Origin of the sequence: Streptomyces griseoruber (assembly GCF_001514205.1) — a bacterium.
GTDB lineage: Bacteria > Actinomycetota > Actinomycetes > Streptomycetales > Streptomycetaceae > Streptomyces > Streptomyces griseoruber.
Window position 1 is genome coordinate 1 of record NZ_KQ948796.1, and the last position, 12663, is coordinate 12663.

The 12663-nt window shown below is 69.4% G+C and carries 12 protein-coding genes and 1 pseudogene; 6 read left to right on the forward strand and 7 right to left on the reverse strand.

Features of this window, described 5'->3' with window-relative positions; all coding sequences use genetic code 11:
- Positions 1-387, reverse strand: a pseudogene (locus AQJ64_RS43665) (fumarylacetoacetate hydrolase family protein); the annotation flags it as partial.
- A 131-nt stretch (positions 388-518) separates the two neighbouring features.
- On the opposite strand from AQJ64_RS43665, the gene AQJ64_RS43670 reads away from it, so the two are divergent.
- Positions 519-1472 carry a LysR family transcriptional regulator gene (locus AQJ64_RS43670; protein WP_055638397.1) on the forward strand — a complete coding sequence of 318 codons (954 nt, stop codon included), beginning with the start codon at positions 519-521 and terminating at the stop codon, positions 1470-1472.
- Between the two features lie 355 nt (positions 1473-1827).
- On the opposite strand, the gene AQJ64_RS43675 is transcribed toward AQJ64_RS43670, so the two are convergent.
- Complete coding sequence (locus AQJ64_RS43675) at positions 1828-2769, reverse strand: AraC family transcriptional regulator (RefSeq protein WP_055638396.1); 942 nt, start codon at positions 2767-2769, stop codon at positions 1828-1830.
- Between the two features lie 553 nt (positions 2770-3322).
- Here AQJ64_RS43675 and AQJ64_RS50375 point away from each other — a divergent pair.
- Genes AQJ64_RS50375 through AQJ64_RS43695 form a run of 3 tightly spaced genes read left to right on the forward strand, consistent with a single transcriptional unit; the run spans position 3323 to position 4912 of the window.
- Entirely contained in the window at positions 3323-3526 is a 204-nt protein-coding gene (locus AQJ64_RS50375; RefSeq protein ID WP_055638394.1) for a hypothetical protein, read from the forward strand.
- Complete coding sequence (locus tag AQJ64_RS50380) at positions 3523-4245, forward strand: molybdopterin-dependent oxidoreductase (protein ID WP_055638393.1); 723 nt, start codon at positions 3523-3525, stop codon at positions 4243-4245. The genes AQJ64_RS50375 and AQJ64_RS50380 overlap by 4 nt, the downstream gene beginning before the upstream one ends.
- The gene (locus AQJ64_RS43695; RefSeq protein ID WP_079062315.1) at positions 4229-4912 is read left to right on the forward strand and encodes a cytochrome b/b6 domain-containing protein; all 684 of its coding nucleotides are present in this window, start codon (positions 4229-4231) and stop codon (positions 4910-4912) included. Before AQJ64_RS50380 ends, AQJ64_RS43695 begins: the two co-directional genes overlap by 17 nt.
- A 331-nt stretch (positions 4913-5243) precedes the next feature.
- On the opposite strand, the gene AQJ64_RS43700 is transcribed toward AQJ64_RS43695, so the two are convergent.
- From AQJ64_RS43700 to AQJ64_RS43715, 4 genes are all read right to left on the reverse strand, one after another.
- Complete coding sequence (locus AQJ64_RS43700) at positions 5244-5693, reverse strand: MSCRAMM family protein (protein WP_055638392.1); 450 nt, start codon at positions 5691-5693, stop codon at positions 5244-5246.
- Between the two features lie 172 nt (positions 5694-5865).
- Entirely contained in the window at positions 5866-7485 is a 1620-nt protein-coding gene (locus AQJ64_RS43705; RefSeq protein WP_055638391.1) for an MFS transporter, read from the reverse strand.
- A 150-nt stretch (positions 7486-7635) separates the two neighbouring features.
- Positions 7636-8109, reverse strand: coding sequence for a MarR family winged helix-turn-helix transcriptional regulator (locus AQJ64_RS43710; protein ID WP_055638399.1), 474 nt, complete (start codon positions 8107-8109; stop codon positions 7636-7638).
- Between the two features lie 122 nt (positions 8110-8231).
- Complete coding sequence (locus AQJ64_RS43715; protein WP_055638390.1) at positions 8232-8978, reverse strand: SDR family NAD(P)-dependent oxidoreductase; 747 nt, start codon at positions 8976-8978, stop codon at positions 8232-8234.
- 395 nt (positions 8979-9373) lie between these two features.
- On the opposite strand from AQJ64_RS43715, the gene AQJ64_RS43720 reads away from it, so the two are divergent.
- A complete protein-coding gene (locus AQJ64_RS43720) occupies positions 9374-11083 on the forward strand; it encodes an MFS transporter (RefSeq protein WP_063788873.1) in 1710 nt (569 codons plus the stop codon).
- A gap of 161 nt (positions 11084-11244) precedes the next feature.
- The gene (locus AQJ64_RS43725; protein WP_055638389.1) at positions 11245-11664 is read left to right on the forward strand and encodes a nuclear transport factor 2 family protein; all 420 of its coding nucleotides are present in this window, start codon (positions 11245-11247) and stop codon (positions 11662-11664) included.
- 29 nt (positions 11665-11693) lie between these two features.
- Here AQJ64_RS43725 and AQJ64_RS43730 read toward each other — a convergent pair whose 3' ends face one another.
- Positions 11694-12473: an IclR family transcriptional regulator gene (locus AQJ64_RS43730; RefSeq protein WP_055638388.1), complete on the reverse strand. Its 780-nt coding sequence runs from the start codon at positions 12471-12473 to the stop codon at positions 11694-11696.
- Positions 12474-12663: the final 190 nt, after the last annotated feature.

Genomic DNA, 12663 nt, shown 5'->3' on the forward strand with positions numbered 1-12663 from the left:
CGCGGCGATCTCGGCGCGGGCCTCCTCCACCGTGCGCGGGTCGTCGGGGGAGCGGTGGGCGACCTCCAGGTCGATCACGTGCTGGCGGTAGTTGGCGCCGGACTGGAAGACCTGGCGAGGTTCGACGGGGGCGTGCACCCGCAGGCCCTCCAGCGACCGCCACCCGGCGTCCGCGGTCGCCGCCAGCTCATGCAGACGGGACAGTTCCGTGTCCCAGCGCTCGAAGACGCCCCGAGTCGTCAGGGCGGGCTCGTCCAGGGCCGTACGAAGATCCAGCACGCGCCCCTCGGGGGTCACCAGACCGGGGAAGAACACCTGGTCAGCACCTGAGAGGGTACCGAGGGCGAAAGGGCCGACGAAGAGCGCGGAAGGGGCTTCGGGTTTCACGGGCGTGTCCTCCAAATTACGGTGGGACCAATCTGTCGCCCTCTCGCCCGATCAGGGAAATCAATCTTTGTTATACAGATCATCTGTCACGTGAATAGAGCTGCCTCTGGCGGCCTCGGTCTGGAGGCGTAGTGTCCCTGTCCAGCCTCGATCTCAATCTCGTCCTGTCGTTGCGAGCCCTGCTGGAGGAACGCAATGTCACCCGCGCCGGGCAGCGCGTCGGGCTCAGCCAGCCCGCGATGAGCGCGGCCCTGGCCCGTCTGCGCCGTCACTTCGACGACGAGCTGCTCTTCCGCAGCGGCGGACACTACGAGCTGACGGCCCTCGGCCGCGCCCTGCTTGACCGCACGGCCACCGCATGCGACCTCCTGGAACGGGTTTTCACCAGCAAGGCCGACTTCGTGCCGGGGAGCGAGGAGCACGAGTTCACCCTGCTCAGCTCCGACTACGCCACCGCCGTGTTCGGTGCCGAACTCGCCCGCGTCGTGCACGCCCAGGCACCAGGCGTGCGGCTGCGCTTCCAGCGCACACCGCCCGATGTCACGGAGAACACCGCGGCCATGCTGAGCACTGCGGACGGCCTGTTCATGCCACACGGCGTCATCAGCGGTTTCCCCACCGTCGAGTTGTTCACCGACCATTGGGCCTTCCTCGTCGCCGACACCAACGACGAGGTCGGCGACCGGCTGACCATGGAGGATCTCGCGCGCCTGCCCTGGGTCACCTACCAGCGCACCTACGACGCTCCGGCCGTCCGGCAGCTGAGCATGCTCGGCATCGACCCCCGCGTCGAGGTCTCCGTCGACACCTTCCAGGCGCTGCCCTTCATGGTCGCCGGCACCCGCCGGATCGCCCTGGTGCAGCGGCGCCTGGCCGAGCGGCTGAGCGGGGTGGCCGCCGTACGTGTCATGGAGCCGCCCTACGAGGCGGTGCCTCTGCAGGAGGCGCTGTGGTGGCACCCCGTGCACACCCATGACGCGGCCCACATCTGGCTGCGCGAGACCGCCGCCCGTGTGGGAGCGGGGATGACCGCGCCCGAGCCCGGCATCGCCGCGGCGGCGGTGACGGAGCAGGCGTCCGGCTGACGAAGCAGTACCGCGCGCCGGCCCGGCGGGATCCAAGGTCTGGGCAGTACACCTCACTCGGTTCCGAGCCTGGTGAGTGAGTTGGGGATTTCGTGTGCTGTCCTGGTCCGTGGGTCACTCCCACCTCAACGGCCGGCCAGCGCAGTGCCTGCGCCCCACGCAGGACCAAGACGGCCTTCGGCCGACCGACGGGACCATCCCCATGCTCCATGAGCCAACCGTCCACTTCGGCATTACTTCCAGCACGCCCACTCGCCTGCACGGCTCCACCACGAGGTCGCCTCGAGCACGTGAGTTCCCCCGACTCTCCGGAATGGACCCGAAGTCGCCTACTGGCGGCCGATCTTGTCTGCGCTCACGGCTGTCGCCGGTACCGGCCCGGAGCCGCGCCGTGCGCCCTCTTGAATGCATGGGCAAAGGCGAACTCCGAGGTGTAGCCGACTTTGTTGGCCACGCTGGCGAGGGGGGCTTCGGATTCGCGCAGAAGTCTGGCGGCGATCGTCATGCGCCACCAGGTCAGGTAGCTCGACGGCGGCTGGCCGAGCAGAGCGGTGAATCGCCGGGCAAGGGCGGCCCGTGACAGTCCGGCGTGAGCGGCCAGTTCCTCGACGGTCCACTGCCGGGCCGGATCAGTGTGGATGGCCTGAAGCGCGGAAGCCGTGGCGGGGTCGCGCAGCGCGGCGGCCCAGCCTGTGGTCTTGTGGTGGCTTGTCTGTTTGTCGTGCCAGGTGCGCAGAATGTAGAGCAGGAGCATGTCCAGCAGTGCGCGCACGATGGCGTCGGCGCCTTCGCGGGGTTCTGTCACCTCGCTGTTGAGCAGCTCGATGGCGGAGCGTAGCTCTGGGCGGTGTCCCTGGCGGGCGGGAAGGTGGATGACCTGTGGAAGCTCCTGAAGCAAGGGGTGGGGCCGGGACTCGTCCAGTAGGTAGGTGCCGCACAGCATGACGGTGACGGCTACGCCGGCCGGCGCATTTCCCGCGATCGCAGCGGGTTGTTCGTTGCGCCTGATCGGGAAGCCGGCCGGTGCGGGGAGGGGTGCGTCGGCCATGGGGGTGGAGGGGTGGTCGGCAATCCCGACCTCGGAGCCGTGGCGCAGGAATACTACGTCGCCTGCGTCGAGCGGGATCGGTGCGCTGTGTGGCGGGACCAGCCAGCACTTCCCCTGAAGTACGACGTGGAAGCCGGCTCCGGGGATGGTGGTGGGCAGGCGTCTGGCGAATGGGCCGTGGTGCTCGACGCGGGCAGAGTGCGGGCGGCCGATGCGCATGGCCGCGATCACGTCGCTGAGCACATCCATGAGGGCAGACTAGGGCCACCGGTGAGAGTTTGGCGCATGAAGTTGAGCGTTGGACTTATTGGGCGCCTCCCTCTCTCGGCATAACGTGAGCTCGGAGCGGATGATCAACGTCCGCACGATGCACACGGAGACAGGCATGACGACCGTGATCTGCGGCGCGGGTGGTTACACGGCCAACCTGGTTACGGCAGGGGTGACCCGGCGAGGCGTTGGCACGGTGCTGGTCGAGCATGACACGCAGTGCCTCACCTGAGGCTGAGGCGTCGGCAGCTTGTCCGCGGGGATCGATGCGGCGAGTTTGCGCGCGGCATGCTTGGGGGCGTGGTCGATGCGGTCGAAAGCCGCAGGTCGGCTCATTGCCGACGACGCCAAGGGCGGCGTACCCGCCCCAGCAGGCACACGGCACACGACTCCCCGGCTGTACGGTCGGCCGCGGGAGCCCACCCCGAGCTTCCTGATCTCCGCCTTCCTGTATCACCGCCGAGTGCACATCGAAAAGGCTGCGGCCCCCGCAACGGCTGCGGCCCCCGCAACACCCTCCTAGGAGCACGGAATGAAGATCTGGATACGGTTGATCGGCGGGGCCCTGTTGCTCTTCTCCGGCGTGGTGTGGGCCTTGCAGGGCTCTGGCGCGGTCGGCGGCAGCGGCATGTCGGGGCAAGCCCAGTGGCTGGTGATCGGGCTGTTCGTGGCCGTCGTTGGCGCGATCCTGCTCGTCGGCGGAGTCAGGAAGCTGCGGGCGGGGGACAGGGGTTGACCGAGAACGCGGACGGCGAGGGCAGGCCAGTCGGACGGCGGGTCATCCTTGGCATCCTCGGACTGGGCGCCGTCGCGGTGCCCGTCGGCGCGCGCCTGCAGAACGTGACGGACGGCCTGCTGGCCACCGTGAGCAGCAAGGACCCCACCGGGCTGACCGGGCTGCTGCCGGGTGGCGGCGGTTTCCGCTTCTACTCCGTTGCCGAAAGTATCCCGCATCGCTCTCCCGCCGACTACCGGCTCACTGTGAACGGCCTTGTCGACCGCCCGGCGACGTACACGCTGGAGCAGTTGAAAGGCATGCCGCGCACCCGCCTGGTCAGGGACGTTCAGTGCGTCACCGGCTGGCGGGTGCCGCAGACGCCTTTCGCCGGGGTGCAGCTGTCGCACCTGCTGGAGACGGCCGGGGTGAAAGCGGAGGCCAAGGCAGTGCACTTCACGTGCTTCGACGGGGTGTACACCGAAAGCCTCACCCTGGAGCAGGCGCGGCGCCCCGACATGCTCGTCGCCTACGAGATGCAGGACAAGCCGGTCACCACCCCGCACGGCGGTCCCGTGCGTCTGTATGCGGCGCCGATGTACTTCTACAAGTCGGCGAAGTGGCTCTCCGGGATCACGGTCACCGACCGCGTCATACCCGGATACTGGGAGCCGCGTGGCTACGACATCGACGCCTGGGTCGGCAAGTCGAACGGACGCGTCGATGACTCGACCGGGTGAACCGTCCGAGCTGATACGGCGCTTCACCACCGCCGAACGCTGGATCCACCGCGCCACGGCCGCGCTGATGGGCACCGCCCTCGTCACCGCCGCCTTCCTCTACCTGCCCGCACTGGCCGAACTCATAGGCCGACGAAGCCTGCTGGTCACCGTGCACGAGTGGGCGGGCATCACCATGCCCGTCCCCTTGCTGGCCGGGCTGGCCTCACGAGCCTTCCGATCCGACCTCGTCCGCCTGAACCGATTCGGTCCGCACGACCGCGGCTGGGTGCGAGCGACGCTGCGTCGGCGCCGTCATCCGTCGGGGAAGTTCAACGCGGGCCAGAAGCTGTACGCGGCCGTGATCTCCGGAGCCGCGTTGGTGATGATCGGCACCGGTCTCATCATGTGGTTCCCGCGTCTCACCCCGCTCTTCCTGCGTACGGGGGCGACATTCGTCCATGACTGGCTGGCCCTGCTCGTCGGTGCCCTGGTCGGCGGCCATATCTGGATGGCGTCCCGGGATCCCGAGGCACGCGCCGGCCTGCGCACCGGCGTCGTTCCCCGCTCATGGGCCAAGCGCAACCACCCTCTGTGGGAGAGAGAACAGCCGGGTGGCCACCAGGCGATGGCGGCCGCTGGACCAGGCGACCCATCCGCCGGAAGCGACGCCAGCCCGCTTGGCTGAGTCAGGTGTCGGTGGCGGCTGAACAGGGTTCTGGATCACTTTCAGTGCCGGAGCCACGGAGGGTCACCCCAACCGCGATCATGAACGGCCTCACGCCGCGAGGAGGATCCGCTTGCGGAGCAGGTCGAAGTCGGCGCGACCGGCCATCTGCCGCGCGATCATCCTGATCTTGTTGGTGTGGCCCTCGACGGCACCGGAGCTGTAGCGGAGACCGAGCCCGGCGCCGACGGCGTCGAGGGCCTGACCGCGGCCGGTGACGAAGCCGCGCAGGGCGGGCTCTCGTGGTGAATCCCGGACCGGTGGCGGCAGGCCGCCGCTACTGGTCCGGGATTCACCGGGTGGCCTTCGGCGGGTGGCCGGCCGCCGTGACCGTGTACTCGCCGCCGTCCAGGCCGGTGAAGGCGTAGCCGCCGTCCTCGCCGGTGGGCGCGGTGGCCACCACATGGCCGGCCGTGTCGATGAGCGTGACCCGCGCGTCGTACAACGGCCGGTCCGCGGCTTGGACCATGCCCCGCACGTGCAGGCCGGGGGACAGTTCGAGTGCGGTCCTGGTGACGCCCTGCGCGGCGATCTCGACGGGCAAGGCGATTGGCCGGTAGCCGGCCGCGGTCACCGCGAGGGTCAGCCGGCCGGGCACGAGCTCGGTGATGCTGAAGGTGCCGTCCGTGTCGGTCGGCCCGGCGGCGAGCACGTCGCCGCGCATGTCGGCCGCGACCACCATGGCGCCGACGACCACCGTGGAAGCCTGTGGCTGGTAGCCCTCGGCGGAGGCGATGAGCACGTGGCGTCCTGTGCCCGGCGCGCCCACCGCGTACGAACCGTCCGGCGAGATCAGGGTGATGACCGCCTGCGCACGGGTGCCGGCTCGGCGCCGATGACGTGACCGCTGACCGGGATGCCGGTGGAGGACCGGACGCCGGCCGCGGCTGGGACGGCGGCCGGGCTCTCGGCACCTACGCGTCGTGCTCGGTGTTCTCGGTGTTCTCGGTGTGCCCGTGGGGCCCGTCCTCCCGGCCTCGGAGGCCGAACGCCGCGAGGGCGCCGCCCACGAGGGCGAGGATGCCGGTGACCAGGACGGCGGTGTGGACGCCGTTCATGAAGGCGGTGTGGCTGCCCTCCACCACGGCCGCCCTGAGCTGTGCGGGCATCGCGTCGGAGACCGGGGCGACGCCCATCGCGACCGCGTCCTTCGCCTCCTCGAAGCGGGCGGCCGCCGAGTGGGGCACGCCGGCGTCGGTCAGTGAGTCGGTGAGCGTGGAGCCGACGCGGCTGCTGATGAGGGAGACGAGCACCGAGGTGCCGAGCGCGCCGCCGACCTGGAGCGAGGTGGCCTGGAGGCCGCCGGCGATGCCGCCGTCCTTGACGGGGGCGTTGCCGACGATCGCGTCGGAGGACGCGGCCATCACGATGCCGACGCCGAGACCGAGCGCGACGAACGGCGGCCACATGGCGGCGTACGAGGAGTCGGCGCTCCACGCGAGCATCGTGAACGCGGCGCCGGCCTGGAGCACCATCCCGAGCGGCATCGTCAGGCGGGGGCCGAACTTCTCGGTGAGTTTCGCGCCGAGCGGCGAGGCCACCATGGAGGCGAGGCTGAGCGGCAGGGTGCGCACACCGGACTCGACGGGCGTGAATCCGTGCACGTTCTGGAGGTACAGCATCACGAAGAAGATCGCGCCGAGCAGGACGAAGAAGTTCAGCGCGGTGACGAACACACCGATGGTCAGGGCCGGGTTGCGGAACAGCCGCATGGGCAGGAGAGGGTGCGCGACGCGGGTCTCGTACCAGCCGAAGAGGACCAGGACGACGACACCGCCGACGATCGCGCCGAGCGTGCCGGCCGAAGTCCAGCCCCACGTCTCGCCCTTGACGACGCCGAAGACGACGGCGATCAGGCCGAGCGCGAGCAGGACGACGCCGGGCACGTCGAACTTCTCGCTCGCCGCCGCCTCGTTCCTGGACTGCGGCAGCACCACGAGTCCGAAGACCAGGGCGATCACGCCGATGGGGGCGTTGATGTAGAAGACCGACTCCCAGTTGACATGCTGGACGAGCAGTCCGCCGACGATCGGGCCGAGCGCGGTGGCGACGGACGAGATCATCGCCCAGATGCCGACCGCCATGCCGAACTTCTTCGGCGGGAACACCGCGCGCAGCAACGCCAGGGTGTTGGGCATGAGCAGCGCGCCGAAGAGGCCCTGCGCGGCGCGGAAGGCGATGACGCCCTCGACCGAGCCGGCGAGGCCGATCGCGACGGACGCGACGGTGAATCCGACGACGCCGACGAGGTAGACCGTGCGGCGCCCGAAGCGGTCGCCGAGCTTGCCGCCGAGGATGAGGGCGGCGGCGAGGGCGAGCAGGTAGGAGTTGGTGACCCACTGCAGTTCGGCGGTGGTGGCGTTCAGGTCGCGGGCGATCTCGGCGTTGGCGATCGAGACGACGGAGCCGTCGAGGCCGACCATGAACAGGCCGAGCCCGACCGCGAGCAGGGTCAGCCAGGGGTTGGCGCGCGGACCGCGGCGGTGGGGGTCGGATACGGGAGTGGACGCTGTGGAAACAGCGGTGACAGACATGTGTGAGCTGTCCTCGGGACGTGCGGCGCGCGGCTGGGGCGCGTGGACATGTGGGGGGTGAGCTGCGTGGGGGCTGTGCAGGGGGCAGCACACCCAGCCCTGCCGCAGTAGCGGTAAGGGCGGTAGGCGTACGGGAGCCGGACCGAACGGTCAGGCGGCGGAGTGGTCGCGCAGGTGCCGGGTGAGCGCCTCGAGGGCGCCGAGCGCCGAGCCGAGGGCGTCGCGGTCGCCGTCCGTGAGAGTCCGCAGCGCGGCCACGAGCTGTCGCGCCGCGACGTCCTGGGCCTGGCGGATGCGTTGACGCGCCACCGCGGTGACACGCAGGTGCGCGACGCGCTTGTCGGTGTCGTCCTGGTGCCGTTCCAGCAGGCCCGCGTCGGTGAGGTGGGTGACCAGGGCGCTGACGTTGTTCGGCATCATCCGCAGCGCGTCGGCGGCCTTGTGGACGGTCGCACCGTCGTGCTCGGCGACGTACTGGAGCAGGGCCAACTGCCGCTCGGGGAGCTTGGGGTAGGGCAGTCGCCGGTCGATGCTCTGTTTGACGTACCGGTTCAGCGCGGGCAGGCACGCCACGAGGCCTGCGGCCACCTGGTCGACGCCCTGGCTCGGACGAGCCTCACTGATTCCGGTCACGACTCCAAGTTACCTATGACAAGAAACCTATGTCAAAATACTAATTAAGCCATCTCGTCGCGGGATCTGAACAGGAGGCCGCTGAGAGAGGGCGCCCACTCCGAAGAGCCCCCTCAGCGGCGCGTGCTTCCGCCGTCCGCGACGACGATCTGCCCCGTGATGAACGCGGCGTCGTCGGAGGCGAGAAACGCCACGACGCCCGAGACGTCGGCCGGCATCTGCACACGCTTGATGTTCTGCGTCCGCACGGTCTGCTCGAAGAAGGACTCGCTCGTCTTCTCCGCGGCCGTGGCCGTCCGGACCAGGCTCGCCGCGACGCCGTTGACGGTGATGTGGTGAGCGGCGAGGTTGGCGGCCAGGGCCGAGGTGAATCCGTTCAGCGCGCCCTTGGCGGAGACATAGGAGACGAACGGAGGCGGCGGAGTCCGGTAGCTCGCGGACGTGATGTTGATGATCCGTCCCGACCCGGACTCCTTCAGGTCGGGCAGGAACGCCCTGGAGGCCAGGAAGGGGCCGTCCACGTTGACGGCGAAGGTGCGCCGCCATTCGTCGAGGGTCACGTGGTCGATATCGGCCAGCACAACGACGGCCGCGTTGTTCACCAGGATGTCGGCGGCGCCGAGCTCACGTCGGACCCGGGCGGCGAACCCGTGGATCGCGTCCTCGTCCGAGACGTCGACCCTGTCGCTGAAGAATCGCCGACCGGTTTCCGCGACGAGGTCCCGCGTCTCGTCGGCCGGATCGATGTCCGCGACCGCGATGTCCGCTCCCTCCGCCGCGAGCCTTCGGGCGATCTCCTGCCCGATGCCCGTACTGCCTCCGGTCACGACGGCGGTCCTGCCCGTCAGCCTCCCCGCCATGCGTCACTGTTCCTTCCGGTGCTTCCGGTGCTTCCGGTGCTTCCGGTGCTTCCGGTGCTTCCGGTGCTTCCGGTGCTTCCGGGCGGCCGCGGCAGGGCCGTCCTCCAGGGATGGTGCGCTGCGAGACCGCCGATCAGCGGCGGCTTGTTCGTCTAATGAACATGACTGTTGAGCGTGACGGGGGTCATTCCTACCTTGACGCTGCTCGACGGGTCGGCCACCGCGCCGAGCGTCCTGAATCAGGTCCGGTGGAAGGGCGGCGCGGAGGCACTCCGCGAGGCTCAGGGGCGGTACGGCAGCGGTGTTGCCGGGAGGCCGCGACAAAAGCACCCACAAAGCAGGGCCGGCAGCGGACGCCGGTTCCGACAGCAGCGCTTTGCGCCAAGGAGTCGTCCATGGTTCAGATCGATTCACCCGAGGCGGCGGAGGGCGAGGGCGGCAGATACACCCTGGCCCCGGGCACCCTGGCCGCGGTGGTTCTCGCCGTGTGCCTCGCCCAGATAGCCCTTTCCGTCCCCTCGCTCATCAACGGGCTGATCCAGCAGGATCTCGCGCCGTCCTCGGCCCAACTGACCTGGATCACCGAGGCCTTCATGCTTCCCGTCGCCGCGCTGGGACTGGGCTTCGGCGTGTTCGGCGACCTCTTCGGCCGTAAGCGCCTGCTCGTCGGGGGCGCCGCGCTCATTGCCGTGGGATCGGCTCTCGCGATCCTGGTGCCGGGAACGGGATACTCGTCCGACACCCGGGTGACGTTGCTGATCCTCGCCCAAGTCCTCGGTGGTATCGGGGCCGCGGCCATCTTCCCGACGAGCCTGGCCATGGTGGCGGCCGGTACGCACACCACCGCCACCCGCGCGCGTGGCGTGGCGATCTGGGCCACCGCGCTCTCGGTCGGTGGCTTCCTCGGCCCGCTGCTGGCAGGTCTCGCCGCCAAGATCGACCTCGGCTGGGCCGGTAACGCGAACTGGCGCTGGGCCTTCGTCGGCGTCCTTGTCATCGCCGCGGCGAGCGTGGTCCTGTCGCTGGCCCTCGCCCAGAACTCCGCCTCGCCCGAGGGCCGCTCCGTCGACCGGCCCGGGCAGATCACCGCCGCGCTCGGACTGTTCGCTCTGATGTACGCCGTGATCCAGGGCTCCGAGAGCGGCTGGGGGAGCCCTCAGATCGCCATCGCGTTCATCGCCGCGGCTGTCTTCCTCGGGCTGTTCGTCTTCGCCGAGAGCCGTGCTGCCGCGCCGCTGCTTCTCCTGAGCGTGTTCCGGAATCGGGCGTTCGCCATGAACTCGGTGGTCACCCTGATCGGTATGTTCGCGTTCCTCGTGATCATGTACAGCACCAGTATCCGCCTCACCATCATCCAGGGATTCAGCCCCCTGCAGAGCTCCGTCGCCTACCTCTTCTTCGGCGGCATCGGCTTCGTACTGCTGCCCCTCACCTCCAAGCTGCTCGAGCGCTACAACCCCCGGTGGGTTCTGTGCACGGCCCTGACCCTCATCGGTGCCAGCGGGCTGTGGTTCGCCGTCGTCCCGACGACCAGTCGGTCCATCGGCGCCATCGTCGGGCCGCTGATCCTCGCCGGTGTCGGCTCGGCACTCGCCTTCGCCTCCATCACCGCGGTCGCGGTCAACACGTTGCCCAACCACCTCGCCGGTATGGCGAGCGGTGTCACGAGCACGTTCCGGGACCTCGGGTTCGCCCTCGGCCCCGCGATCGCCGGTGCTGTCGCACTGGGCCGGGCCGCCGACGAGATCGCCCGCAAGCTGGCCGGCGATCCCGGACTGAGCAAGGCCTACGAGGCCTTCCAGGCATCCGCGGCCCATGCTCCCGCGGAACAGAGACCACAGCTCGAGGCAGCGGTGCACGCCGTGCAATCGGGCCCGCTCGGCGCCAACTCGGTGCCGGCCAGCATCACACTGCCGGATGGTCGGGTGGTGCCCTTCAACCCGCTCAAGGACGTCGCTTTCGACGCCCTCAGCAGCAGTTACTCCATCGCGTACGTGCTCGCCGGCGTGGCGGCCTTCGTGGCGGCGGCGCTCATTCTCGTCGGCGTGCGCGGCGGCGTGGACCAGGCTCATCTCGATGACGACCCGCACACCCTCGTCGACTGACCGCATGACGAACGCGCCTGGGCCGGGACACGGGTAGCAGGCCGGCCAGGCCAACCGCCCGCCCGCCGCGACTGCACCTCCTCCTCAGGAGCAGCAGTCGCGGCGGGCCACGGCGTACGAGACACAACGATCGACAGACGCACTCGGACAGGAGTCGAACAATGACCACCGCATACTCGGAGCCGACCAGCACGACCGACGACCGCATGCCGGCCACGGTCGCCCAGGCGGAGGCGGCGTGGCTCGTCGCGATCACCAAGGGCGACGAGGAACAGCGTCACCTCATGCTCCGCGACTGTGTGATCGTCCACGGCCCGGTCGGGAACGTCCACGACCGCGAGCGCTTCCTCGTCTACAACGCGTCCATGGGACCCACCGTCGAGGCCGAGACCAGCGAGGTGACGTGTCGTGAGCGAGGGGGACGGGCCATCGTGACGTGCTTCCAGAAGATGCGCATCCGGCGCGTGCCCGACCTGCCGCCGTTCCTGGTGCAGGCCGTGGCCACCCGGGTGTGGTTCTCGACCGACGAGGGATGGCGCCTCGGCCACATGCAGCTCTCCCGGCGGCAACCGTCGGTATGACGTGCCGGTTTCCTCGCCCCCGCGAAGGGTTACGCGGTGCGAATGGGAATGCCCGGTCTCCAGCCGAGACTCCTGGACAGTCCCAGTCCGCTCGCGACCAGGGAGGGAACGGCCGCCTGCAGTTTGATCGAGCCGGCGGCCACCACGACGGACAGGGCCGCGACGACTTTGCCGCTGCCGTCGACGATGCGCGTCGCGACCGACTCGGCCCCTTCGCTCAGCTCCTCCTTGACGACCACCGTTCCGGTCGAGCGGCAGGACGCCAGTTCGCGACGGAGTTCGGCCGGGTCCACGATCGTCTGGGGAGTGAAGCGTTGCAGCCTTCCCGCCAGCACCTCATCGATGAAGGCCGGACTGCTGTGGCTCAGCAGCACCTTGCCGACACCTGAGCAGTGCAAGGGCAGAAGGCCGCCGACCTGCGACGTCAGACCGACGGCGTTGACCGCCGAGAGCCGCTCGATGATCACGGCCTGGTGGTCCTGGAGGACGGCCAGCTGCACGTGCTGGCGAAGCGCCGTGTACAGGTCCTCCACGAACGGCTGCGCGGCGCTGCGGAGCGTCTCGGCGCGCGGTGCGAGGGTCCCGAGGCGCCACAGCGGCAGGCCGATCGCGAACCGATTGTCGCTGGTGCGCTCCAGCGCGCCGGCCTCCAGAAGGTCGAGCGTGAGGCGCCTGGCGGTGGCCTGCGGCATGCCGGTACGTCGGACCAGGTCGGCGAGGCTCAGTTGGGTGTGCTCGGGGTCGAAGGAGAACAGCAGGTCCCACAGTCGGGAGCTGACTGAGCGTCCTGGCTCGTGCGCGCGGGGCATGGGTCTCTCCTCCCTCATGTGCGGCCCGGTTCACTCTACCTTTCCTGTTCGTTGGATGGATGACGCTGTTCTAACAACGCGCGGTTTGCTGAAGTCTCGTACCGCAGCAGTCACCTACCTCGCTCAAGGTCCACGGGAGTGAAAGAGCATGATGAGTACGGAAGCCGGCCCGAAGATCGCGATCCTGGGC

Excerpts from the sequence above, each read along its gene's own strand:
- AQJ64_RS43720 (WP_063788873.1), top strand. The coding sequence starts at position 9,374 with ATGGTTCAGATCGATTCACCCGAGGCGGCGGAGGGCGAGGGCGGCAGA.
- AQJ64_RS50375 (WP_055638394.1), top strand. The coding sequence starts at position 3,323 with ATGAAGATCTGGATACGGTTGATCGGCGGGGCCCTGTTGCTCTTCTCC.
- AQJ64_RS43695 (WP_079062315.1), top strand. The coding sequence starts at position 4,229 with ATGACTCGACCGGGTGAACCGTCCGAGCTGATACGGCGCTTCACCACC.
- AQJ64_RS43715 (WP_055638390.1), bottom strand. The coding sequence starts at position 8,978 with ATGGCGGGGAGGCTGACGGGCAGGACCGCCGTCGTGACCGGAGGCAGT.
- AQJ64_RS43730 (WP_055638388.1), bottom strand. The coding sequence starts at position 12,473 with ATGCCCCGCGCGCACGAGCCAGGACGCTCAGTCAGCTCCCGACTGTGG.
- AQJ64_RS43725 (WP_055638389.1), top strand. The coding sequence starts at position 11,245 with ATGACCACCGCATACTCGGAGCCGACCAGCACGACCGACGACCGCATG.
- AQJ64_RS43675 (WP_055638396.1), bottom strand. The coding sequence starts at position 2,769 with ATGGATGTGCTCAGCGACGTGATCGCGGCCATGCGCATCGGCCGCCCG.
- AQJ64_RS43705 (WP_055638391.1), bottom strand. The coding sequence starts at position 7,485 with ATGTCTGTCACCGCTGTTTCCACAGCGTCCACTCCCGTATCCGACCCC.